Origin of the sequence: Rhodococcoides kyotonense (genome assembly GCF_900188125.1) — a bacterium.
Lineage (GTDB): Bacteria > Actinomycetota > Actinomycetes > Mycobacteriales > Mycobacteriaceae > Rhodococcoides > Rhodococcoides kyotonense.
Map to the genome: position 1 here is coordinate 47,279 of NZ_FZOW01000010.1, position 24,200 is coordinate 71,478.

The window sequence follows — 24,200 nt, forward strand, 5'->3', positions numbered from 1 at the left end:
TCATTCGTAGGCCTGCTCGAGGGAGCAGGCCTACGTAGTCCGTACCCGATCAGCCCGGTAGTCGAACCGGCATCAGCAGATAGGTGTACGCACTCTGCGGTGCCGCGAACTTGCCCGACGCATCGGGTACCAGTTCATCATCCCCAGTGGGGCGCAGAACCGCAGGCCTACTGGGCGTGGTGAATCCGAACGTGACCTTCTCGCTGTGCAGCGAGGACAACCCGTCGATCAGGTAGCCGGGGTTGAAGGCGATGGTCAAGGCTTCGCCTTGGAAGTCCGCCATCAACGATTCCTCGGCGCGGCCTGCGTCGTCGCCACCTGCCGACAGCATCAGGCCCTCGGGGGAGAACTCGAGTCGAACCTGAGCTCCACGCTCGGCGACGAGTGCCACACGCTTGATCGCCTCGACGAGAGGAGCGATCTCGACGACGGCAATCGCGGTGTGCTCGGGCGGCAGAAGCTGGCGGAACTTCGGGAAATCGGCGTCGAGCAGACGCGTCGTCGTGCGACGGCCTTCGCTGATGATGCCGAGCAGGCCGTCGGCCCCGACGGACGAACCGGACCCCAACGCGAGCTCGACGGGTGAATTCGCACCGCCGCCCAGCGTTTTCGCGGATTCGGACAGTGTCTTGGCGGGGATCAGAACCTCGGTCTTGGTCTCACCGTTGGCCGGCATCCACTCGAGCTCTCGGACTGCGAGACGGAAACGGTCGGTCGCTGCGAGAACGACAGTCGTGCCCTGGATCTCGACGCGGATGCCGGTCAACATCGGCAGCGTGTCGTCGCGGCCTGCCGCGACAGCGACCTGGGAGATCGCTTCGGAGAACACGTCGTTGGCGATGGATCCGGTCTGCGTCGGCAGTTCGGGCAGCTGCGGGTAGTCCTCGACGGGCATCGTGGGCAACGAGAACTTGGCGCTGCCGCAGTTGATGAGCACCCGGGTCCCGTCGATGTTCACGTCGACGGGCTTGTTCGGAAGCGACTTGGTGATGTCGGCCAGCAGCTTGCCCGAGACGAGAGCGCGGCCAGGAGTCGCGACCTCGGCGGAGACGCGGACCTGGGCAGATACCTCGTAGTCGAACCCGGACACGGTCAATCCCTGCTCGTCAGCCGCAAGAAGGACTCCACCGAGAACAGGAACAGGCGGCCTGGACGGCAGGCTTCGAGCTACCCATGCAACGGAATCGGAGAAATCTTCACGAGCAACGCGAAACTTCAAACTTCCAAGCTCCATCGCTCGGCATTTCCTCTCGTTCGGCAGCGGTTCGTCTCGAAGAAGGGTCTTCGGTGAGTGCGGTGCACTCGTGGGTACCGGTGCATCAAAGAGTCTGACACAACCGGCAGATGCACACCGTATGCCCTTCGAGACCAACTTGAAAGCCGAAGATGTCGCTTCGGAGCGCTCGAGGCGAGCCTGTGAACGGATCTGTCCCCAACACCTGTTTTAGAAGAGATTCCCTCGAAGAGAAAATCTTCGTATTAATAGGTCCTGTGGAATCTGTGCACCCGCCCCTCGAGCCGCAGGTCGTCAGGCGTGGTGTCGTGGGGATGAATTCGGGACCAATCCACGGTGGCGATGGGGAGGACTGTGGACGAGCCACCAACGGTGCACAGGCTCCCACAGTCCATCCCCAAATCCGCGCCTTTGTCCACATGGTTATCCACAGGTGTGCATCATTCGGAAGCGTCTCGAAAATTTTCTCGAGAAGACGGCTCTCGAGGGGTCGCGTGGGGCGTCGTCGACACGAAAACGTCGGGCGGTCCCACTCGAGGTGAGTGGGACCGCCCGACGTCGTCGATGTTCCGGTCGTCAGCGCTTCGAGCGCTGCTTTATCCGTGCTGTCAGCTCCTGCACCTGGTCGTACACCTTGCGACGCTCGGTCATCTCCTTGCGGATCTTCTTGTCGGCGTACATCACCGTGGTGTGGTCTCGCCCGAACGTCTGCCCGATCTTCGGAAGCGACAGGTCGGTGAGCTCACGGCACAGGTACATCGCGATCTGACGAGCCATCGCGAGGGCACGGGCCTTTCCTGGCCCGCACAGGTCGTCGATCGTGGTGTTGAAGTACTCGGCTGTGACGGCCATGATCGTCGCCGCGTTGATCTCGAGGCTCGAGGAGTCCGGCATCAGATCGCGTAGGACGACTTCGGCGAGAGTGCGGTCGAGCGCCTGCCCGTTGAGCGACGCGAACGCGGTGACGCGAATCAGCGCGCCCTCGAGCTCACGGATGTTGCGTTCGATTCGGCTTGCGATCAGCTCGAGGACGTCGTGCGGTACATCGAGCCGGTCCATCCTGGCCTTCTTGCTCAAGATCGCGATACGCGTCTCGAGTTCCGGCGGCTGGACGTCGGTGATGAGTCCCCACTCGAACCTCGTGCGCAGGCGTTCCTCGAGGGTGGCCAGCTGCTTCGGCGGACGGTCGGACGACACGACGATCTGCTTGTTCGCGTTGTGCAGCGTGTTGAAGGTGTGGAAGAACTCCTCCTGGATGCCTTCCTTGCCTTCGATGAACTGGATGTCGTCGACGAGGAGGACGTCCGTCTCGCGGTAGCGGCGTTTGAAGGCGACCTTGCGATCGTCACGGAGGCTGTTGATGAAGTCGTTGGTGAATTCCTCGGTGGAGACGTACTTCACTCGCATACCGGGGAAGAGACGTTGGGCGTAGTGGCCCGCAGCATGCAGAAGATGAGTCTTGCCGAGGCCCGACGCACCCCACACGAACAGCGGGTTGTAGGCGCGGGCAGGTGCCTCGGCGATCGCAACGGCGGCCGCGTGCGCGAAGCGGTTGGAGGCACCGATGACGAAGGTGTCGAACGTGTATTTTGCGTTCAAACTGCCTGCACCTGCGGGAGGTGCCGTCGTCTCGGGGGGTTTGGTGAAGTACGTCGGCCACGAATTCTGAACGCTGGTGAGTGCGTCGCCGTCGTCGTCGACCTCTTCGTAATCCGCGGTCTCCGAGTCCGACGGTTCGTCGTCGGAGCTCGTGAGAAATCGACGACGGTACGTCGGTGAGCTGGGTGTTTCGGGGTGTTGGACGCGGTCGCCGTCCGACTTCTCCTCTTCGGGTGCCGAGATACGGACGCCGAGACCTTCGACTCCCTGGCCCAGATGACGGCCGAGCGCATGAAGGATCGGCTCGCGCAGGTCTCGCTCGATCGCTTCCTGTGCGAAAGACGACGGTACGGCGAGCAGAGCGAAGCCCTGCGTCAGAGTCAGTGGCTCGACCAGCGCCAGCCAGGCCTTCTGCCCCTTGGTCAGGGGTGGACCGCTGTGCCGATCGGACGTCAACTCCGTGACAACCTCAGGCCAGACGCGCGCCAGCGCACCCGGATCGTCGTTCACGGTGCCTCCTATTCGAACAGTGTCTACAACGGCTGAATCCGATGATCTTTTTCCCACCCGCGTCACGTCGAATTCGGCTATCGTCCCCTCATCACGACGTTCTTCGGGGGATCCACAGTCGAGCAGTGCACACGCGCCGGGTACGAATATGCCACTCGAGCCGTGTTTCCACACAATTATCCACAGGTGTGGATTAACGACACCGTTGTTACCCCATCCGGAGCCGCCGGCGCTTTTTCGGGCTTTTCGATGGTTCTGACCAGCTGCGTTATGAGGATTCGCGAAACTCGAGTTATGGGACCGGCCTGTGAGTAACGCACGACACGGTCCGGGATGCGGTTATGCACACACCTTCGTCCCCATGGATGTGGATGAATTACACGGTTGTAGTCCTCGAGGCGTAGATTCGACGAGTTTGACCACTGCGGGGTCGATCAGTACTCTCGAACAGTCACCCAAGGCGAGGTGGCCGATGCTTGCTGGCTGCATACAGTCTGTGTTCACTCGGATTCTCGCTCGGGGATGTAACCGGCGTTCGACCGAACCCGTTACCACCGTTGCCGACGCCCTCAGGGCGTCAATGATTTTCGAGGAGTGTTCACCGTGGCCAAGGGCAAGCGGACGTTCCAGCCGAACAACCGACGCCGCGCGCGTGTTCATGGCTTCCGTCTTCGTATGCGTACGCGTGCAGGTCGTGCAATCGTTTCTGCACGTCGGGGTAAGGGCCGTAAGGAACTCACCGCCTAATTCATTGTTCGTCCGAATTTACGGAGCTCGGGGTGTTGCCTGAGCCGCACAGATTGCATCGCAGCGCTGATTTCTCACGTGTGATGCGTCGAGGCCGCCGAATGGGTAGACAAGACTTGGTCGTGCACGCGTTCGCGCGTGACGACGAGGCTTCTGTTGTCGGTCCCGGTGCCGCGAGATTCGGATTGATCGTCAGTAAAGCTGTCGGGCCGGCGGTAACTCGTCATCGAGTTGCACGCCGGCTTCGGCATATCTGCGCCACGATGATGCTCGACGTACCCGCTACCAGCGACATCGTGATCCGAGCGCTTCCGGGCGCGGCAGATTCGTCCTCGAGGGACCTGCAACGGCAGGTTCGCGCGGGGCTGAAGAAACTCGGATACATCGACACTGCGAAAGACATTCGCTCATGACGCTGTTTCGCGTCGTCCGCTCGCTTCCTGCGCGGACACTCATCTTCTGTATCGAGCTGTATCGCACCTACGTGTCTCCGCTGAGACTGCCCACCTGCCGTTTTTCGCCGACGTGCAGTGAGTACGCAGTCGAGGCGTTGAGAACGCACGGCGCGATCAAGGGCTCTCTGTTGTCCGTTGTCCGGTTGCTGAAATGCGCGCCCTGGCACTCTGGAGGGTGGGACCCGGTTCCCGAGCGCGGCTCCTGGCGCCGCAGTTCACCGGTGACAGCCGAACAGACTTCGACCGAAGAAAGCCACGATCTCGTGAGAGTGGACGAACAGAGGAGTACATAGACCCGTGCTCGATTTCATTTACTACCCGGTCTCCTGGATTCTCTGGGTGTGGCACAAGGTATTCGGTGCCGTTCTGGGCGCCGACAACGGTTTCGCCTGGGCGCTGTCCGTGGTGTTCCTGGTGTTCACTCTCCGACTGATTCTGTACAAGCCCTTCGTCAAGCAGGTGCGTACGACTCGCCAGATGCAGGAGCTGCAGCCGCAGATCAAGGCGCTGCAGAAGAAGTACGGCAAAGACAAGCAGCGCATGGCCGTCGAGATGCAGAAGCTGCAGAAGGAACACGGGTTCAACCCGATCATGGGTTGCCTTCCTGTCCTTGCTCAGGCGCCGGTGTTCATCGGCCTGTTCCACGTGCTGCGGTCCTTCAACCGAACCGGTACCGGCGTCGGTCAGCTGGGCTTGTCGCCCGAGGAGAACCGTCAGCTCGGGAACTACGCCTTCTCGGTGAGCGATGTGCAGTCGTTCCTCGACGCTCGACTGTTCGGTGCTCCGATCTCTGCCTGGATCACCATGCCGCAGGCTCAGCTCGATGCGTTCGTGAACCCGGAAAAGGGACTCGGAATTCCGTCGGTGTGGACGATCGTCGCGGTCTCCGTCCCGCTCATGATCATTGCCGCGATCGCGACGCACCTGAACTCGCGAGCGTCCGTTGCCCGCCAGAGTGAGGCTGCAGCAGCGAACCCGCAGTCCGCGATCATGAACAAACTGGCCCTGTACGTCTTCCCGCTCGGTGTCCTCGTTTTCGGTGCATTCCTGCCGATCGCCATCCTGTTGTACTGGGTGAGTAACAACGCGTGGACCTACGGTCAGCAGCATCTCGTGTTCGGCAAGATCGACCGCGAAGAAGAAGCGAAGAAGAAGGTCGCCCTCGAGAAGCGAACCGAGAACGCGCCCAAGCCGGGAGTCAAGCCGGTCACCAAACCGAAGCCGGGTGCGCGTCCGAAGTTGTCGAAGATGACGCCTCCCCCCGCCACGGATGGAGCTGTGTCCGACGGCGAAGCTGTCGAGGCGGATTCGGAGAGTCCGACCAGTACTCCCCCGGCAGGAAATGCTGGCACCCCGCGGCCCAAGAACCAGCGCGTTCAGCCGAACCGCAACAAGCCCAAGCGCAAGCGGCGCTGACCGAGTCGATCGATGACAGGGACGAAGATGTCTGCAGATACCGATGGAACAACGAGTACTGACAACGCAGTGAACGCTGGGGACGGAGCTGGTGAGGTCGTGGCAGTCGAAACCGAGAAGGTCGTCGAGGACGAGGCCGTGAAGAAGTCCGCTGTCGACGAGTCGGTCGACGACGCGGTGGACGACGACGAAGATGCCGAGGACTACCTCGTCGAGGAAGGCGAGATCGCCGGTGACTACCTCGAGCAGCTTCTGGACGTTCTGGACTTCGACGGTGATATCGATCTGGACGTCGAGGGTGATCGTGCGATCGTCAGCATCGACGGCGGCGACGACCTGAGCAAGCTCGTCGGGCGTAAGGGCGAGGTGCTGGACGCGCTGCAGGAACTGACGCGGCTCGCGGTGCAGCAGTCGACGGGTGAGCGCAGCAAGCTGATGCTCGACGTCGCTGGATGGCGCGCCGGTCGTCGAAGCGAGCTCAGCACATTGGGTGTCGAGGCAGCTCGTCGAGTACTCGAAAGCGGAGATCGTGAGGAGCTTGCTCCGATGACTCCCTTCGAGCGAAAGATCGTGCACGACGCCGTAGCCAAGATCGATGGTGTCGACAGCGAGAGTACCGGTGTGGAACCTGCACGACGTGTGGTCGTCGTGAAGTCCTGATTTTCTGTTCGACGCCGCGAAGGCCCCCAACTCCGGTTGGGGGCCTTCGTTTGTTTTGGGGCTTGTTTGTTTCGGGGGTTGCTCGGCGCCGGCGATGTTAAATCGCATCGGTGTGATTTTCGGCCGTGTTTCACGTGAAACGGGGCGGTGCGAAGAAACGTCACAGTGACGATGCCGGCCTAGGGCTCGGTGCATCCAAATTCAGCGTGTTTTCGCCGATTTCTACCGTCGTCCGGAGGATGTCGAAGATGCTGGCACCGTCGTTTCGGTGGCGTGGAAGTGTGTCCACAGTCGACGGGAGCCATGCGGTTGAACTCATCGATCCTTGTCGGAATGCCAAGGCGTTTCGCGGAATGTAACGACAGACCCGGTAAGGCGTCTGTGATCAACTCGCTCGGTGCGGAGTGGACCCACGACGTTCGGTTGAGGTTGTCCAGGGTTGGGGTGAATCCGGGCCGGCTACCCGGGCTGAAGCTCGACGCCACGAGAATTCTTCGAGCATTGGGTTTCGGCCACGGCGCGCTTGTTCGCCTCGATCCTGTTTGCTGCGCGGCCCGCCACCCTGCTGCCGAGTCGTTTCACGTGAAACAGAAGATGCTTCGGTGTTGTCCGAGGACGCTGAACATCTATGGCACATATTGCCGCCGAAGTTGACGATCAGCTGCGCTCCGCGTGGTGCCCTCGATTCGGTTCGATTCCGCCCCGGGATCTGAATGCGTTGTCGGCAACCACTTGTGCGGGGTCCGTCGCAGTCTGTGTCGGCCGAGAGGGAAGTCCAAACTTATGACGCGACGGACCATGTCAGTGGAACGGAACATCTCCGATCGGTGTGGATGGTGAGCTAGGCGGTTGGTGAGAAGTTCGGTTCGGTCGTCGATGTACTCGTGGGACGGGAGACATGGTTCAGGTCGTTCCACGTGAAACCGGTCCCCTACTCTCAGGGTCTGGATGATGTCCGCGGAGCGTCCGTCGGACTGGCTTCGGTTGCACCGTAGAGATGGGTCCTCATTCCGAACGATTGTGAGTGCCGGGACATCGGATTCCGACAACCATTGAATTCCGGTGGCAGGGTGCAGATCATCGATCGACCCGGATCCGTTTCGTCGGACAACTCCTTCGAGTGCTCGGCGGGTGACTGTGCCGAGGCGGCCGCTAGCGCACCCAGTTGTGCGCGGCAGGGTAAGAACACAGGAAGTAGGCGACACGGTCGCAACCAACGGCGGACCGTCGTTTCACGTGAAACCCGGTGCATCGCGAAGCGGTCCTGAGTTGGGCGGCGTTGCACTTGACTCATTGGCTCCGAGCATCGGTAGATGATCCAGAGCTGACCTTCCTTAAAGGAGTGGCTGCTGCATCGAAGATGCTGGATCTATCTGTCAGTGCGATCGAGTGCATCGTGAGTTCGAGGTTGAGACGTCGCTGGGCGAGGCAGCGATCCGGGAACGATCGAATCTCCGGAGGGCACCGAGCCGTACTGTCGAATCAAGAGTGTTCGGAGCACGACGCCGCTAGTGCCGTCGCGTGATGGAACCGTCGACGGGTGCTCGACGCAGATCTGGATCCGTAGGTGGTCGGTATTCTGCGGGACCTCGTTGAGAGACCGACGACGTTCGGTACAACGTCGCCGGTGGAACTGTGCTCGTCCTGCCTCTCAGGCCGAGTCTGGGACTGTCTGCACAGCTACCCGACAGCGCGCGAGAGCGCGGTGCATGATCCTTCGGCACCCTGAAGTCGGTGCCAGTTTCACGTGAAACCCAGGATCCTCGGAGAACCAAGTCCCGCGTTCGATTCGACTCGATCGTTGCCGGTTTAGCGGGGCGAGTACGGACTGCGCGCGTCTTGTTGGGATGGACTCGGGCAACGGGCTCTGTACGGCCCCCGTCCATCGGTTGCGGTTGGATACAGCCCACGGGGGTTCGGCAGTGGCACGGCTGTGCCGCCAGCATTGGCTTCTTCGTGGTTCACGATGGCACCGAAGTGCTAGCGGGCAGAACGGCGTGGCAACCCAAGTCTGTTGCTGCATTCGCGCGTCGGATCGGGCAGACGGGTTGGTGTCTGTCGTTCCCCTTGAACCCGACGATCACAAAGAAGCACGCGCGCGTCATCTGGGTCCTCGGCTGAACGACGCCCGTCGAATGACACCCGCGTTCGTCGGTGTCTCTGCATACGCCCTGTCGAGCGCCGCACGACCCCACTCCCCCCACATGAGTCCGTTGAGCGGTATAGGCGCACCACGGTCCGACAGCGCCGGTACTCGAGAGGTCTCCTCGAGCCGAACATCCAGTCAGCTCGGTCAGGAGACTTCGCCAGTTTCACGTGAAACTCAGTCCTCCATGCTTCGCGGGTGATTCGGCCATGAACCTGGACTTTCACCGTTTCACGTGAAACGGAGCGGGCCATGAGTCGGCCACGCGGCCGAGTGTGATCGAGAGAACGGAGATAAACGTGTCGGATGCATCCGATAGTTTGGCGAACAGAGGCCCGACGCGGGAGGATGATTCAGTGGAATCTGAGGCGTTGAATGACGACCATGTGATGGCAACGGCAGAGCGCGTATTCGGCCCTCGGTTCGATCTCGCGAGGAAGTATTACGAGTCCTTGGCGACCGCCGGAGTCGAGCGTGGCCTCATCGGCCCGCGGGAGGTTCCTCGGCTCTGGGAGCGCCACATCTTGAATTGCGCTGTCGTCGCCGAGTTGATCGACGAAGGCGAGCGCGTCGTCGACGTCGGCAGTGGAGCCGGCCTTCCCGGAATCCCGTTGGCGATAGCCCGGCCAGATCTTCACGTCACTCTCGTCGAGCCACTCCTCCGCCGCACGGTCTACTTGGCCGAGTTCATCGAGGAGAACGATCTCAATGTTCTCGTGGTGCGCGGTCGCGCCGAGCAACCCGGCGTCAAGAAGGAAGCGGGTGGTGCAGACGTCGTCACTTCGCGAGCCGTCGCACCGTTGGAGAAGCTCGCCAAGTGGTCCCTCCCGCTGATTCACGAGGGTGGGCGGATGCTCGCGCTCAAGGGAAGTAGTGCCGAGGAGGAGATCGAACGCGATCGCCCTTCCCTTACCCGCATGGGTGCTGGCAAGCTAGAGGTAGTGAAATGTGGGGTCGGTATCGTGCCGACTCCGACCATCGTTATCCGTGCGGAACGTGTCCCTCGACGTTTCCAACGCACATGACGATCGATTCCAAGCAACTTGTTCTGCACCAATCCAGTTCCGCATTAAGGAGCACGTATGTCGGGTGGATCTGATCCCGCTGTTTCACGTGAAACAGAGTCCGAGAACGGTAGCGCATCGACGCGATCCGAAAACCGATCGACAGGTAGCTCGGGCTTCAGCGCCTACAGCAGTATCTCTTCCGACGACACTCCCATCGGTGCGGCCGCGCACCGAGCAAGCCAGATTCTCCATCCGGGTAGCGGTGGAGTCTCGATCCCGAAGCCCGCGCAGAGGCGGATGCTCACCATCGCCAATCAGAAGGGCGGCGTCGGTAAAACCACCACAGCGGTGAACCTGGCTGCCGCCCTCGCTATCCAAGGTCTGACCGTCCTGGTTGTCGATCTGGACCCTCAGGGCAACGCCAGCACGGCGTTGGGCGTCGAACATCATTCGGGTGTGCCCTCGAGCTACGAGGTGCTACTCGGTGAAGTCACAGCGCGCGAGGCGATCCAGAAGAGCCCACACAGTGACCGGCTCTACTGCATCCCCGCGACCATCGACCTTGCCGGCGCCGAGATCGAACTCGTGTCCATGGTTGCTCGTGAAGGCCGTCTGAAGACCGCCCTGGCAGATCTCAAAGAGGTCGATGCAGACTTCGTACTCATCGACTGCCCCCCTTCTCTCGGGCTGCTGACGGTCAACGCATTGGTAGCGGCCAGCGAAGTGCTGATCCCGATCCAGTGCGAGTACTACGCGCTCGAGGGTGTCGGTCAATTGCTGCGCAATATCGAACTCGTCCAAGCACACCTCAATCCGGTGCTGCACGTCTCGACGGTCATTCTGACGATGTACGACGGCCGCACCAAGCTCGCAGATCAGGTCGCAGAGGAAGTACGCAAACACTTCGGTGACGCGGTTCTGCGGGCTGTCATACCGCGGAGCGTGAAGGTATCGGAGGCTCCTGGGTACGGTATGACCGTCCTGGACTACGACCCAGGTTCGCGTGGAGCAATGAGCTACCTCGACGCAGGCAGAGAATTGGCAGCCCGATCCGCGGTCGCGGCAACAGACGGAACGCAGGAGCGCTAGAAATATGAGTCAAGCACGCAAGGGTGGATTGGGCCGCGGGCTCGCGGCTCTCATCCCCACGGGCCCGGATGCGGGACCTCGGCTCGGCAATGCCGCTGCGGATGTCGTCATCGGCAAGGAACGGTCGGTCATCGCTGCAGAGAAGGCTGCTGCAGCACCGGTGAAGAAAGCCGATCCGGAAGAAACTGCGTCGGCGCCCACCCCCACTCCCCCGGTCCGCAGCACAGACGAGGATCTGGAACCGGCCGGTGCCGTCTACCGCGAGATCGCGCCGTCACTGATTCGGCCGAACCCCAAGCAGCCTCGGTCGGTCTTCGACGACGAAGCTCTCGCGGAACTCGTGCATTCGATCCGTGAATTCGGACTGATGCAGCCGATCGTCGTACGTGCGCTCGGCGACGACAAGTACGAACTCGTGATGGGTGAGCGGCGCTGGCGCGCCAGCCAGGAAGCCGGCCTCGAGTCGATCCCGGCGATCGTGCGGGAAACCACCGACGACGCGATGCTTCGCGATGCGCTCCTCGAGAACATTCATCGTGTTCAGCTGAACCCCCTCGAGGAAGCCGCCGCCTACCAACAGCTCCTCGAGGAGTTCGAGGTGACTCACGAGGAATTGGCGGCGAAGATCGGTCGCTCACGTCCGGTCGTCACCAACATGATTCGTCTTCTGAAGCTGCCCATTCCGGTGCAGCGTCGCGTCGCTGCGGGTGTTCTGTCCGCTGGGCACGCTCGAGCGTTGCTGTCGCTGGACGCGGGATCGGACGCTCAGGAAGCGTTGGCTGCGCGCATCGTCGCCGAGGGACTGTCGGTCCGTGCGACCGAAGAAGCCGTCACTTTGGCCAACCGGAACGACGACGGTACCCCGTCGCCGGCACCGAAACGTAAGCCGATTCAGATGCCGGGTCTTCAGGATGTTGCCGATCGGCTCTCCGACTCCTTCGATACCCGCGTGACGGTCAGCCTCGGTAAGAGAAAAGGCAAGATCGTCGTCGAATTCGGTTCGGTCGACGACCTTCAGCGCATCGTCGACATGATGGAAAGTCAGAAGGGAAAGTAGCTCGGGATTTTCAGGACCTGGCGTACGCGGTAGATACGTCACTGTGACGAAGGTGTGTTTGCGAGTACGGCCGATCGACGGAGGGGACCCGAAATATGTTGGCTTGTAATAGCTTTCGCTTCGCACCGATTCGACACGTCCGAAACGGAACCGATCGCCTATCCTTGGCGAGGGTAGCCGGCACTCGACGCACACGATTGCCTGGATTCGGTGCTTGGAGGCTGAGGTAAGTAGTGTCGTCGTTCGTCACCGGAGTCACCCTGGACTCGTTCGATCAATTGCCGGCTCACACGAGACGGTGTCGCTTCTGGGTGCTCGATCCGAAGTCCGTCGCTCCCGGTTCCGAGTCCCTCGATCTCGAATTCGAGAACGAGGCATGGCTGTCGATGATCATGCTCGAGTGGGGTTCGTGCGGTCAGATGCTCTCGAGCGGTGGAGAGACCGTCGGCTGCGCTCTGTACTCACCACCCGGAGCCGTTCCCCGCGCATCGACGTTCCCGACGTCACCCGTCAGTGCAGACGCAGTCCTGTTGACGACGCTGCGAGTCGAATCGGAAGTCGATCGCGAAGACCACTCTGCGTCGCTGATTCAGGCCGTCGTCGCCGATCTGGTCAATCGTGGTGTGCGGGCCCTCGAGGCCTTCGGTATTCGGAGGACCGCCGACGACGCGAAGACCGGACCCAACGCGACGGCGCAGCTCGTCTGTTCGGATACCGCGTGCATGATCGATGCCGACTTCCTCGAGAAGATGGGGTTCGACGTCGTTGCTCCCCATCACCGCTACCCGCGGCTGCGACTCGAGTTGGATCGTGATCACGGATGGAAGCAGGACGTCGAGTCGGCGCTCGAGCGGCTACTGATCGCGGCCAGTCTGACGATGGTCGATATCGAGCACAAGGACCCCGTCGGCGTCGGATAACCGACGGGGGAGCTAGCTACGTTCCGAAGCAGCCAGTTCTTCGGCCAACAGTTCGGCGAAAGTGAATGTGCCAGTGGGCTGATCGTCCTGGCCGAGGAGGTACAGGCGCTTCACCGCGATCAGAATTGCCTCGGCGATGATGTCGCGTGAGCGAGGGTCGCTGAGTACTTCGATGTCGGAAGCATTGGTGAGGTAGCCGATGTCCAGTTGGACGGTCGGCATGTTGGTGAGCCGCAACAGATCCCAAGTGCGACCGTGACTACGGCAATCGAGAAGCGGTGTGCGAGCCACGATTTCGCGTTGGATGTAGCCGGTCAGCACCTGACCGATGAGCGATGTCGATCCGTGTGAATTGCCGAAATGGAAACTTGCGACGCCATTGGCGGCGGGACTGGAACTCGAGGCGCACCGCAACGAGATCATCAGATCGGCATTGAAGGCGTTGGACGTTTCCGCGCGTTCGGCGACACTCGGATTGGTGCCGCGGGCACGAGAGAGGAACGTTTCCATCCCCGTCGCGGCCATTCTGCCTTCGAGGCGGCTGGCGACGTCCCACAGAATCTCGGCTTCGCTGATGCGGCCGAAGATGCCGTCGACGATGAGTCCGGTGTCGGCACCGCCGAGATCCGGGTCGATCACGATGCGTTTGCCGGTCAGTTGCGGACCGGACTGACGAACCAGTTCTTCCTCGCTGATGGCGTGCGGCGACCCACCGGTGACGCGGGCGCCGAGCAGGTCCAGTGAGCGCAGTGTCGCGGGACCGCAGATGCCGTCGGGTGACAGGCCGATCTCACGCTGGAAGGACGACAAGCCGTCGTGCGTCTTGGGTCCGAAGTAGCCGTCGACACGTTCGCTGTAGAAGCCGAGGTCCTGAAGACGCGTCTGCAAGGTGGCGACGTCGTCACCGTAGAGAGGGGCCGACAGTTGGTAGATCAGCGTACGAGCACCGAGGCGGTACGACGCCTCCTTGAGGAATCGATAGGTGGCTTGGCCGACGACACCGTCGACGAGCAGGCCACGATGCTGCTGGAATGCGCGGACTGCGCTGTCGAGCGCACTGTCGAACTCCGACACCGGTGCTGTCCAGTGCAGTGGGTCCGCCGAGTGCGCCGCAGCGTCTTCCTGCAGAAAACCCAGGGAGACGAGAGTGCTCCGTACCTCCGCAACGGCGGGTCCTGAATCGCCGCGACTGAGTCGGTGCATACCTGATTACCTCTCGTCGAAAATAGGTCGACTTCCCTGTGGACAGTATCCACTTCCGGACTGATTCTCGAGGACGTCCGGAAGTGCACGTTGCCCACGCCTTGGGAGCCGATGTGCCGACGAGCGCGTCGGCACATCAGATGATTGTCGCAGAAAGTGTTCGCCGGACTGCAATCCACGCCGTCCGGCGACGGATCACAACACCGAGTCGAGGTCCTTGAGCAGGGCTGCTTTACCCTTTGCTCCGACGATCTGCTTGACGGGCTTGCCACCCTGGAACAGGATCAACGTCGGAATCGACATGACCTTGAAGTCACGCGCCGCCTGGGGGTTGGCGTCGATGTCCAACTTGGCGATGGTGAGTTTGTCGGCGTGCTCGGCTGCGATCTCTTCGAGGACCGGAGCGACCATCTTGCACGGACCGCACCACGTGGCCCAGAAGTCGACGAGTACAGGCTTCTCGCTGGTCAGGACATCATCGGCGAACGATGCGTCGGTGATGGTGACGGTCTTCTTGTCGTCGGACATCGGGGTGTATCTCCTTCGGTGATCGAGCGGTGAGATGGTGGGATCAGGCTGTGACTGCGTCGACCGGCTGATCGGCGTGTTCGAGAGTATTGCTCGTGATGTCGCCCTGCTCGGCGAGCCAACGCTCGGCGTCGATCGACGCGGTGCAACCGGTGCCTGCTGCGGTGATGGCCTGCTGGTACACGTGGTCCACCAGGTCGCCGGCCGCGAACACGCCCTCGATGGACGTGGCCGAGGATGGCGACGCGACCTTCACGTATCCGGCGTCGTCGAGCTCGACCTGGCCTTTGACGAGTTCGCTACGCGGATCGTGACCGATAGCGACGAACATGCCGGTGATATCCAAGGTCGAGGTCTCTCCGGCAGCGTTCTCCAAGGTGAGACCCGTCACCGACGTGTCGCCCAACACCTCGAGCACCTTGGTGTCGGTCAGGAAACGGATCTTGTCGTTGTTCTTCGCGCGTTCGAGCATGATGCGCGATGCTCGGAATTCGCTGCGACGGTGAACGATCGTGACGCTGCGAGCGAAACGGGTCAGGAACGTGGCCTCTTCCATCGCGGAATCGCCACCGCCGATGACGGCGATGTCCTGGTCGCGGAAGAAGAATCCGTCACACGTCGCACAAGCGCTGACGCCGCGACCGAGCAGCTTCTCCTCACCGGGAATGTTCAGGTATCGCGCAGCTGCGCCCATCGCGAGGATGACGGCGCGCGCCTGATACGTTTCGCCACCGGCAGAGACGGTCTTGATCTCGCCACTGAGGTTCAACTCTTCGACGTCTTCGGTGCGGATGTCGGCTCCGAAGCGCTTCGCCTGCTCACGCATCTGTTCCATCAGATCCGGACCCATGATGCCGTCGCGGAATCCGGGGAAGTTCTCGACGTCGGTCGTGGTCATGAGAGCACCACCGAACTGTGTTCCTTCGAACAGAATCGGCTCCAGCTCAGCCCTGGCTGCGTACACACCTGCGGTGTATCCGGCCGGTCCCGAGCCGACGATGATGAGATCGTGAACCTTGGGCGTAGTCATGCGGGCCTTCCGATAGATGTTCTGTGCCGACGAGGGTGCTGCCGACGGATATGACAACACCAGGGTAGAGGGTGTTGTTCCCAGCGGGCTCGAGGCGCAAACGACAGCGGTGACTTCAGCCCACGACGGTGCTGCCGAAGGGACGACGAGGTTCAGCTCAGGTCACGGCGAAACAGCGGATTCGGGTCGCCCGTCCCGCAGCCGGAGCCGACGGCCAGAACAGTGAGGCCGGCCTCGGGGCTGCGAGACAGGACCAACATGGTGCCCGCATGGCCGTCGATGTCGACGGGCGCCGCGCCGAGAACCGTGCTGGATCGGTCGATTCCGTTGGCCTGCAGACAATCCGGGAGATCCCCGGAATCGATGAGCTGCACCGGATCTCGCTGTGCCATCACCGAATTGACGACCGAATCGTCGATGTCGGACGATTCGAGGGTCAGAACGGGCTTCTCGGCGACGACGTCGGGCTCGGATGTGTCGGAGCTGTGAACGAAAATGCTTGTGGCAGTGGCGATCACAACGAGCACTGCGGCAGCGATCCCGAGCAACCGAACGGAACGACGGCGGGAACGCGCACGTCCGATCGTGGGAATACCGGCGCCGGCAAGGGTGCGATCGATACGTTCGGCGATGTCCGGAGGCATCGGCTCCCCGGCGTCGAGGTCCGCTCCGAGATCTCCGAGACGGGCGGACACCGCGTCGAGCGCAGCGAGGACCCGCCTGGCGTCTGCGTCCGCTTCGACGATCGGCCACAGTTGGTCGCTGACGGATCGCGGCAGAACGCCTGCATGCAAGTCGGCCAACAACTCGAGTGAGTACGGCGCGACGGGTAGTGGCTCGGTACCGCGTGACGTCACTGCGGTCTCCTCTCCCCTGCGCACATATGCCTACACAGGGTAAGACGTGATGAAACGGCTATCGGTTCCCGTCGTCGCGCAAGTCCTGCAGCTGCACCGCCAACTTCTGTCTGGCTCTGGCGCAGCGACTCTTGATCGTCCCGGTCGGGACGCCGAGCAGCGCGGCCGCGTCGGCGACCGAGTAACCCTCCATGTCGACGGCGACGACAGCGGCGCGTTGTTCCGGAGGAAGCGCCATGAGCGCGGTGCGCACCTCGATGGACGTCTCGACGTCGGACATACGGTCTCTGGCATCTGCCGGTTCCTGCACGTCGGCGTCGGTGAGCGGCGTCGTCGGCCTCGACCGATTGCGTCGGATTCGGTCCAGGCATGCGTTGACGACGATCTTGTGCAACCAACTTCGTACCGCCGCGTCGGCTCGAAAGGACCCGGCCGTGCGGTGGGCCGACAACAGCGCCTCCTGCAGGGCGTCGGCGGCGTCCTCCGAGGTGTAGCTGGTCCGACGAGCCGTCATCCACAAGTGTTCGTGATGACGATGCACCAGTGCTGAGAACGCGTCGGGGTCCCCCCGAACGTGAGCGGTCAGCAGTTCGACATCGGACCGCCCGCTGAGAAGCCCCCCGGCCTCTCTGTTGATCCCGAAAATCCCCATACGAAAACGGCTCCCCCCGTGTTACCGCATTGGGGAGAGCCTAGGCCATCGAGACCGAAGAGTACGAAACGTTCGGATTCACCTACGTCGCGCAGGTGAATCCGAGCGTTTTTCGGTACTTCGTCAGGATCGAGCAGTGAAACCGAAGTCCGCGATCGCCGACTGGTTGCGTCCGCCATCGGTGCTCAAACCGGTGATCCACAGCAGCACGTGGTCCGTGGGTTCGGTGGCGTTCAGTGGAATGTCGGTGACACCTTCGCCGAGTGTCGCCTGTCCGATCACCGTTGTGTCGGCCAAGCTGGGCGAGTCACTCGGCGCCGACCGAATCTCGACGACGGTTCCGGGCGACGGCGAGTTCACGAACGCACTCGTCAGCACTTGTGACGACGGCAGTGTGGCGAGCAGGCCGACACCGTTCTTCAGCGCCGGGAACGGCTGGAAGTAGGCATCCGTCTGCCAGACCGTCGACGGGTCACCGTCGATGGCGTTGCCCGACGTCGCGGCGCTGTCCGCACTGCCCTGTGGTGAGAACACCTCGACCGAGTCGATGGTGACGGGAGCGGCGGCGGGTGCAGGTGCGCCCTCGGGCGCCCCGGGTACTGCAGGAGCGGTGGCACTCGTCGTCAGTCCGAAGTCCTGTTCGGTCAACGGCTCGTCGGAGCTGCCGCCTGCGAGGAACGTGAACAGCCAGTATCCGGCGAAGCCGAGCACCACGACCGTGAGGACACCGAGAACGACCAAGGCGATGTTGGTGCGCTTGGACCGGAGCTGTTGTGCTGCAGCCTCTTCCGGGTCGGCAAGTGAATGTCCCGACGCACCGGCCGGGCGCTGTCCGAGCCGGAGCGCGGGCATCAGGTCGGTCTTGTCGTTGACGACGGCGGCCTGGTCGAGAACGTGCTGAACCGTTGCGGCAGTGCGGATTCCGCTGTTCTGCTCGAGCGCGCGAACCGCGACGGCCGAGATCTCGAACGGCACGTCCGACCGAATGCGACGCGGCTCGACCGCACTTCCGTTCGCATCGCGATCGGCGGGCTTCATTCCACCCACGGCGCGCGGGGGCGCTCCGGGACGGTCGGAGGCGTCGGCGATGGGCCATCGAGCGGTGATCAGCGCGTAGAGCATCGCGCCGAGCCCACGCACGTCGGACGACGGATCTGCGTCGGCCAGGGTCGCCGGGAAGGCAAGGACGGCGTTGCCGCTCGTGCTGATGCGGACACGATCGGGGTGGTCGATCGACAGCGCGCCACCGCTGCGGTGTGCTGCCTCGGCTGCCGCGGCAAGTGCCTTGATGGCACGAGCTGCACCCGTCGGCGACGGGACGGTGTCGGCCATCTCGCGGAGCGAGCGTCCTGGCGTCCATTCGGCGACGACGATGCCGCCCGAGCTGCCGCGGACGACGTCGAGCACGCGGGCGAGGCCGGGTGAGTTGATGCGTCCGAGACGCAGGGTCCTGGACAGGATCGCCTGCGGTCCTTCGGGACGATCAGGCGACACCGAGGTCGCTTGCTGATCGGCATCGACGAACGTCAGGGCGACTTCCCGGTCCAGCTTGACGTCGTGGGCCTGCCAGAACTTGAGTCCGCGTGCACCTCCGTGCGGAGCGAGCAGGCGGTAGCGTCCACCGGCCACCGATGCGCCGGGGATGAGCTTCGGCCCGCGCAGCGAGCGCGCCGGTTCGGACGGCGCTGCGACGGACGGCGTCTGTGCCGTGCGTGCGTCGGCACCCGCAGCAGGGGCGTCGGGCTTCTCGGCCGGTTCGGCTTCGGGCTTCTCGGGGGCCTTGTCCGCGGCAGCCTTCTCGACTACAGGCTTCTCGGCCGCCGACTTCTCGGCCGCAGCCTTCGTCGGGGCAGTCTCCTCGGTCGGTGCCTGTGCGACGTCCTCGTCCTTCGGCGGCGTCACGGCATCGCTCTTCTTCTCGGACGTCGACGACGGCTCGACCTGGGCGGATGTGGCCTTTGATCGCTCGTCGACCTCGACCCCTCCGGTCGCTCGGTCGGTGCCACCGGCAGTGGAATCGGCCGTCCCCCCAGCCACATCGTCGTCCGTCACTCTCTCTCCTTCGCGCGCGTGTTCCCCGAGTTGTACCGCATGCCTGCTCTCGCGGGGCTGACCTGCAGAAGATGACGTCCCGGTCCGCCGGGGTCCAGGGTACGGGAGTCGTTGCTCCGCAGTCTCCCATGCAGTGGCTGAGCCGACGACCGGTATCGAATCGGTAATTTCGGGCGTAGCGGTCACGGATTCGGGTGTCCGTCCGCGAACCTTCCGCACCAGACGGCTGATCGCGACCGTCACGGCAAGTACCTCGGGAATCCGGCCGAACCACAGGATGCCGAACGTGATGCCGAGCATCAGTACCGCGCAGATTCCGACGCGCAACATCGCCCCGATCATGCCCAGGGGTTCGGTGAGTCCGCCCAGGTCGACGATGCGGTCGATGGCGAGCATGGCCGTTCCGCCTGCAGCGGACGCGAGAAGAACCATCCAGATGGTCTTGCCTACGTTGATCATGCGCAGGTCTCCGAGGCTGCGATGCAGCAGGAATCCGCCGATGCAGGCCCCGACCACGAATCCGAGACCGTTCGCGACACCCAGCCACAACACGACCTGCTGGTCGTCGGACGCGACGACCGGTGCGAGAGCGGAGAGTGCGATCTTCACGCCGGTGATGCCGAGAATGATCCACGTCGGTGTCCATGCCTGTTCCCTGGCGTAGAACACGCGCAAATGGATGAGGACGAGCGCGTACGGGATCAGCGTGAATGCCGACCAGCTGACTGCTTCACCGAGGCGAGGTGCGTCGTCGGCGAAGTTGCCGAAGCCGAAGAGCGCCTCGCCGACCCACGGCCCGGCGAACGTCAGGAACACGACGATCGGCACGAGGGCGACGAGCGTGAGCCTGGTCGCAACGGACAGGTCGTCGACGACGGCAGGGGTGTCACCGTTCGCGGCGTTGCGGCTCAGTCTCGGCATGATCGCGGTCAACACGGTGACGCCGAGGATGCCGTACGGCAACTGCAGCAGGATCCATGCCTGCGAGTAGATGGCCGGGCCTGCGGCGTCGGCACCCGCGGAGATGCGCGTCGCGAAGACGAGGCCCGCCTGGCTGATGACGACGTAGAGAATGATCGCGGCGGCCATCCCGCCGAATGCTTTGAGGCGGGCGTCGAATCCCCACAGTGGCCTCAGGTCGATCTTCTCGCGGCGCAGGGCCGGAATCAGTGCGGTTACCTGCGTGATCACACCGGCCGTGACGCCGAGGCCCAGGATGAGGATGTGCGGATCGCTCATCTTCACCGGATCGAGCGTGATCTCACCGGGGACGAAGAAGTAGAGCGAGAAAATACCGAGAACGACGAGGTTGTTCCACACCGGCGCCCAGGCACCGGGCCGGAAGTTCTGGCGCGTGTTCAGTATGGCCGTCAGCAGGCCGGACAACCCGTAGAACAGAATCGCGGGCAGCAGCAGATAGGACAGAGCCGTGGTCAGATCACTGCTCACCTTTGCCGTGTCGTCGATCAGCATCCTGCTCAGGAGCGGCGCGCTGATCGTGGCGATGACCGCGACCACGAACAGCATCGTGAACGCGACGGTGAACAGTCTTCGGACGAAGGACGTGCCGCCGTCGGCATCCTCCATCTCGGCGCGCACGAGCACGGGAACGACGATGGCCGTCAGAACCGCTCCGAGGACGAGCTCGGAGATCATGTTCGGCAGGATCGTCGCCGACGTGAACGAACTGGCGATCGCACCGCCGAGGATCGCCAGCATGACGACCTGTTTGAAGAACCCGGTGATCCGGCTGACGAGCGTCGCGACAGCGATGGACCCGGTCGACGCCAGCAGACTCTTCTGCGGCTTCGGCGCGGGCTTCTCCGGTTCGGGCGTTGCTACCGGCGGATAGTCCTCGTCGCGGAAGCGAGGAATGAGCTGCGTGACGGAGTTGTCCGGGGCCGGGCCGCCGTCAGGCGACGGCGGGGCCGGGTAGCTGCGCATCTCGCGGACCGGTTCGCGCTCCCACGGCGCCTGCCGGGGAGGCGTCGTGCGGCGAAAGACCTGTGCAGCGGGCAGCCGACCACGTGGGACGTCCCCTTCGTACGGGATGTTCCCGGTCATGGTCGTTCGTACCCTTCGTCGGCCGGGTCGGGTTGCCCCCTGAACCTGTGCCACAGTCGGCGCCCTGCGAGCAACAGCAGAAGGACTCCAGCGCAGGCGGTGATGATCGCCAGAGCCTGTCCGTACGCATTCGACCGTACGGACACTGTTGTCGCTTCGCCCAATTGTTGCCCGTCGAGGGTCGTCAACGCGAAATCGACAGAGAGATTACGGGTGTCGTCGACCTGCGCGGGAACGGTGATCGTCCGGCTTCCGCGGGCGGGAAGAGCCGTCGTACCGACGTCGGAGATGGTCATTTCCGCTGGTGCGTCGACCTCGAGCCGCACGTTGACCGGAACCGGAAGGTCGTTTCGCGCGACGAGCAGCAACGGACTCTGCTCCGACGCCAGCGTGTAGACGCCGCCGGGAGCGACGACCGTCACTGCGTCGAACATCGAATCCACCGAGGATTCCGACGCGTCGAGCCGCGCGCGTGCCATGTCCGACGCGTATGCCGGATTCGTGTCGCGTCCTGCGGTCGTGAGTGCGCGCAGCAGGTCCTCACGCAGCGGCGCGGTGTAGAGCCGCGGCGTCAGCGCCGATTGAGGATCCTCGACGAGCGACGCACGAAGGGACTCGATTCGCGCAGACTGCGCGCGGACGCGGTCTTCGAGGTAGACGTCGCGATCCGCCTGAGACACCGTCCGTGCCTCGACGGGCATTCCCGTCGGCGCTTCGGCGATCAGAGTCGTCAGTGGCCGCGGTGTCGCGAGACCGGACCTAAGCATCGACGAGATCGACGACAGAATGGTCGTCGGTTCGTCGCCCCCTGCGGTCCAGTACTGCGGCGGCGCGATCGTCACGGCACGCGGCGACCCGGTCGGAGCCTCGAGTGCGTGATAGAACATGGCGCCGACGGCATCCTGCAGTCGTGCGGTCCGGGAGTCCTGCGTCAGATCGAATCGTTGATCCTCGGGCGTGAACTCGGGCGTCGACGGCACCTCGCCGACGCCTGCCAACGCCGTTGCCGACGCCGAGTCGAACACCGTCGTGTTCAGCGGCGCGTCGACCGTGCTGCCACCCGCTACAGCGGCGACGCCACCCGCAGCCGCCGGGGCGACGCTGTTGTCGGCGAGCAGCGCAGTGCTCGAGCCTGTCGACCGCACGGCCGCAGCCGCAGGCGCACCCAGTTGTCCCGACGCGCTCCACACGATGTCGCGAACCGACGTCACGCCGAGCAGTGAATCCACGATGTCCGACGGCGAATCCAGCGCGCTCGCCGCGAGCGTGGCGTCACCGACGTGGCCGATCGCATCGAGATCGACCTGCGCGAACGGTACGGCGGTGACACACATCGACCCGGCCACTGCCTGCAGCCGCGACAGCCACGCTGCGGCCGCGTCGCTGCCCGTGCCCTCTCGCGTCGGTCCGTCCGGGTCCGCTGGATCTTCGACGACGAGATAGCCGCGCTGCATGTTGGCGACGGTGACGAGCAGATCGGGGTCGATCGCCAGACACATGCTGTCGGCCAGTCGATTCTCCGGATCGAGTTGATCCGTCGTCGTGAATTCGACGGCTTGAAGCAGTTCGTCGAGTCGGCCGCCCGTGGCGAGTTCACCGGCGAGTTCGTCGTCGACGAGCTTGACCTTGTCCTCGAGCGTTCCTGGATTGCCTGCCGCGAGTCGAGGCTTGTCGGCGAGCGGCCACAGAACCGTCGTCGCGACGGGTTCGGCGGTGCTCGGCGGGAGGGGTACCGACGTCGGGTCGGTCGGGTCGCGCGGCACGCCGGTGACGGGGAGCAGGAATCGGGCGTCGTCGAGTCGCGCGGTTCCACCGTATTCGGGAGTGCCGTTGACGTTGAGAAGCAGTGGATAGACACCGGGTGTGTCGATGTTCAACGACGGGGCTGTGGTGCTGCGGAGGGGCATCGAGACGACGAATTGTGTGCTTGCTCCGCGCTCGAGGCTGTCGGCGACGTTCTGGAACTCGCCCGTGTAGGGGTATTCCTGCTGGTCCAGGGACAGAGTCGTGCGTAGCTCGGACGGCTGGGCGACGGCGTCGGCCCCTTGCATGCGAACGCTGATGTCGTCGACGCGTCGGTCGCCGGTATTGGTGACGGTCGCGCGAACGGTCACGAACGGTTCGCTGCTGGTGGTCACCGTTCCGGGTGCCACGGTGTCGATCGACAGTTCGAGGAACTGATTTCCTCGGGTGGTCTCGGGGAGATCGCTGTCACTCGATTGATAGGTGACCTCGGTGCTCGACGACGGGTCGGAGGCGTCGGGCTCCTGCGCGAGTGCCACCGATGGCGTCAGCGCAAGAAGAACTGCGGTCAATGCGGCCGCAGTGACCCGTGGGAGCTGCACTTCTCACTCCCTGCCGACGGGCGTCTCGGGGTCCGGCTTGCTCATGCCCTCGATCAGTTGGCTGGCGATCGCAGCGAGCTTCCGTTCGTCTGCATAGGCGAGTTTGGAGTTCAGCTCACTCAGCGGCACCCATGCCACCTCGGTGACCTCGACGTCCTCGTCGGACAGTTCTCCGCCGAGGAAACGAAGAAGATAGTGGTGAACGGTCTTGTGCACACGTCGACCCTCGGTGACGAACCAGTAGTCGATGCTGCCCAACGACGCGAGAACGGAACCGCGGATGCCGGTCTCCTCGGCAACCTCACGCATCGCCGTCTGTTCTGCGGTCTCACCTTGCTCGATATGGCCCTTGGGCAGCGACCAGAGCAGCCGTCCGCGGCGGTCCGTGCGGCCGATGAGAGCGGCGCAACGCTGGGAAGGGGGGCCGTCCAGACCGTCGACCACCAGACCACCGGCCGACGTTTCGCGCACCGTCCTGAGCCTCGGCTTCTCGGTATCGGCACGTGCGTTTCGCCGCCGCGGGTTGCGGCGGCTCCTGTTCGCACGCTCGCCAGAAGACACCCAATCAATACTAGAGGGAAAGACCGACCGATCAGACGATGCCGCACCGGGGTCGTTCCGCGGGCTCC

19 protein-coding genes are annotated in these 24,200 nt (G+C 63.3%); 9 read left to right on the top strand and 10 right to left on the bottom strand.

Annotated features, from left to right (window positions below; translation table 11 throughout):
- Positions 1-49: 49 nt before the first annotated feature.
- The gene (gene dnaN, locus CHB96_RS17190; protein WP_089248434.1) at positions 50-1,234 is read right to left on the bottom strand and encodes a DNA polymerase III subunit beta; all 1,185 of its coding nucleotides are present in this window, start codon (positions 1,232-1,234) and stop codon (positions 50-52) included.
- 576 nt (positions 1,235-1,810) lie between these two features.
- Positions 1,811-3,343, bottom strand: a complete 1,533-nt coding sequence (gene dnaA / locus CHB96_RS17200) for a chromosomal replication initiator protein DnaA (protein WP_089248438.1) — start codon at positions 3,341-3,343, stop codon at positions 1,811-1,813.
- Positions 3,344-3,946: 603 nt separating this feature from the next.
- Between dnaA and rpmH the strand changes: the two genes are divergently transcribed.
- From rpmH to CHB96_RS17245, 9 genes are all read left to right on the top strand, one after another.
- A complete protein-coding gene (gene rpmH / locus CHB96_RS17205; RefSeq protein WP_026347786.1) occupies positions 3,947-4,090 on the top strand; it encodes a 50S ribosomal protein L34 in 144 nt (47 codons plus the stop codon).
- Positions 4,091-4,122: 32 nt separating this feature from the next.
- Complete coding sequence (rnpA, locus tag CHB96_RS17210; protein ID WP_089248440.1) at positions 4,123-4,503, top strand: ribonuclease P protein component; 381 nt, start codon at positions 4,123-4,125, stop codon at positions 4,501-4,503.
- The gene (gene yidD / locus CHB96_RS17215) at positions 4,500-4,838 is read left to right on the top strand and encodes a membrane protein insertion efficiency factor YidD (protein WP_089248442.1); all 339 of its coding nucleotides are present in this window, start codon (positions 4,500-4,502) and stop codon (positions 4,836-4,838) included. The genes rnpA and yidD overlap by 4 nt, the downstream gene beginning before the upstream one ends.
- A 4-nt stretch (positions 4,839-4,842) precedes the next feature.
- Positions 4,843-5,961, top strand: coding sequence for a membrane protein insertase YidC (yidC, locus tag CHB96_RS17220; RefSeq protein ID WP_089248444.1), 1,119 nt, complete (start codon positions 4,843-4,845; stop codon positions 5,959-5,961).
- Between the two features lie 27 nt (positions 5,962-5,988).
- Entirely contained in the window at positions 5,989-6,621 is a 633-nt protein-coding gene (locus CHB96_RS17225) for a Jag family protein (protein ID WP_089248729.1), read from the top strand.
- 2,535 nt (positions 6,622-9,156) lie between these two features.
- On the top strand, positions 9,157-9,792 hold the full coding sequence (rsmG, locus tag CHB96_RS17230) for a 16S rRNA (guanine(527)-N(7))-methyltransferase RsmG (protein ID WP_089248446.1): 636 nt from the start codon (positions 9,157-9,159) through the stop codon (positions 9,790-9,792).
- Positions 9,793-9,849: 57 nt separating this feature from the next.
- Entirely contained in the window at positions 9,850-10,863 is a 1,014-nt protein-coding gene (locus tag CHB96_RS17235; protein ID WP_089248448.1) for a ParA family protein, read from the top strand.
- Positions 10,864-10,867: 4 nt separating this feature from the next.
- Positions 10,868-11,920, top strand: a complete 1,053-nt coding sequence (locus CHB96_RS17240) for a ParB/RepB/Spo0J family partition protein (protein WP_089248450.1) — start codon at positions 10,868-10,870, stop codon at positions 11,918-11,920.
- 233 nt (positions 11,921-12,153) lie between these two features.
- Positions 12,154-12,840 (top strand): hypothetical protein, encoded by a 687-nt coding sequence (locus CHB96_RS17245; RefSeq protein WP_089248452.1) that lies wholly within the window; start codon positions 12,154-12,156, stop codon positions 12,838-12,840.
- 12 nt (positions 12,841-12,852) lie between these two features.
- On the opposite strand, the gene CHB96_RS17250 is transcribed toward CHB96_RS17245, so the two are convergent.
- The 8 genes from CHB96_RS17250 to CHB96_RS17285 all read right to left on the bottom strand — a co-directional run bounded on the left by CHB96_RS17250 (position 12,853) and on the right by CHB96_RS17285 (position 24,132).
- Positions 12,853-14,043, bottom strand: coding sequence for an N-acetylmuramoyl-L-alanine amidase (locus CHB96_RS17250; protein ID WP_089248454.1), 1,191 nt, complete (start codon positions 14,041-14,043; stop codon positions 12,853-12,855).
- A 195-nt stretch (positions 14,044-14,238) separates the two neighbouring features.
- The gene (gene trxA, locus CHB96_RS17255; RefSeq protein ID WP_089248456.1) at positions 14,239-14,571 is read right to left on the bottom strand and encodes a thioredoxin; all 333 of its coding nucleotides are present in this window, start codon (positions 14,569-14,571) and stop codon (positions 14,239-14,241) included.
- A gap of 43 nt (positions 14,572-14,614) precedes the next feature.
- Positions 14,615-15,601, bottom strand: a complete 987-nt coding sequence (gene trxB, locus CHB96_RS17260; protein WP_089248731.1) for a thioredoxin-disulfide reductase — start codon at positions 15,599-15,601, stop codon at positions 14,615-14,617.
- Positions 15,602-15,753: 152 nt separating this feature from the next.
- Complete coding sequence (locus tag CHB96_RS17265; RefSeq protein WP_089248733.1) at positions 15,754-16,458, bottom strand: RsmA family anti-sigma factor; 705 nt, start codon at positions 16,456-16,458, stop codon at positions 15,754-15,756.
- A gap of 58 nt (positions 16,459-16,516) precedes the next feature.
- Positions 16,517-17,110 (bottom strand): RNA polymerase sigma factor SigM, encoded by a 594-nt coding sequence (gene sigM, locus CHB96_RS17270; protein ID WP_089248458.1) that lies wholly within the window; start codon positions 17,108-17,110, stop codon positions 16,517-16,519.
- Between the two features lie 123 nt (positions 17,111-17,233).
- On the bottom strand, positions 17,234-21,226 hold the full coding sequence (locus CHB96_RS17275) for a murein biosynthesis integral membrane protein MurJ (RefSeq protein WP_245865809.1): 3,993 nt from the start codon (positions 21,224-21,226) through the stop codon (positions 17,234-17,236).
- Positions 21,223-23,571, bottom strand: a complete 2,349-nt coding sequence (locus CHB96_RS17280) for a DUF6049 family protein (protein ID WP_089248460.1) — start codon at positions 23,569-23,571, stop codon at positions 21,223-21,225. Before CHB96_RS17280 ends, CHB96_RS17275 begins: the two co-directional genes overlap by 4 nt.
- A 3-nt stretch (positions 23,572-23,574) precedes the next feature.
- Positions 23,575-24,132, bottom strand: coding sequence for an NUDIX hydrolase (locus CHB96_RS17285; protein ID WP_089248462.1), 558 nt, complete (start codon positions 24,130-24,132; stop codon positions 23,575-23,577).
- Between the last annotated feature and the right edge of the window lie 68 nt (positions 24,133-24,200).

Coding starts and splice junctions, on each gene's coding strand:
- CHB96_RS17225 (WP_089248729.1), top strand. CDS start 5,989: ATGTCTGCAGATACCGATGGAACAACGAGTACTGACAACGCAGTGAAC.
- CHB96_RS17240 (WP_089248450.1), top strand. CDS start 10,868: ATGAGTCAAGCACGCAAGGGTGGATTGGGCCGCGGGCTCGCGGCTCTC.
- dnaN (WP_089248434.1), bottom strand. CDS start 1,234: ATGGAGCTTGGAAGTTTGAAGTTTCGCGTTGCTCGTGAAGATTTCTCC.
- CHB96_RS17235 (WP_089248448.1), top strand. CDS start 9,850: ATGTCGGGTGGATCTGATCCCGCTGTTTCACGTGAAACAGAGTCCGAG.
- trxA (WP_089248456.1), bottom strand. CDS start 14,571: ATGTCCGACGACAAGAAGACCGTCACCATCACCGACGCATCGTTCGCC.
- trxB (WP_089248731.1), bottom strand. CDS start 15,601: ATGACTACGCCCAAGGTTCACGATCTCATCATCGTCGGCTCGGGACCG.
- yidD (WP_089248442.1), top strand. CDS start 4,500: ATGACGCTGTTTCGCGTCGTCCGCTCGCTTCCTGCGCGGACACTCATC.
- CHB96_RS17250 (WP_089248454.1), bottom strand. CDS start 14,043: ATGCACCGACTCAGTCGCGGCGATTCAGGACCCGCCGTTGCGGAGGTA.
- sigM (WP_089248458.1), bottom strand. CDS start 17,110: ATGGGGATTTTCGGGATCAACAGAGAGGCCGGGGGGCTTCTCAGCGGG.
- rsmG (WP_089248446.1), top strand. CDS start 9,157: ATGGCAACGGCAGAGCGCGTATTCGGCCCTCGGTTCGATCTCGCGAGG.
- CHB96_RS17275 (WP_245865809.1), bottom strand. CDS start 21,226: ATGACCGGGAACATCCCGTACGAAGGGGACGTCCCACGTGGTCGGCTG.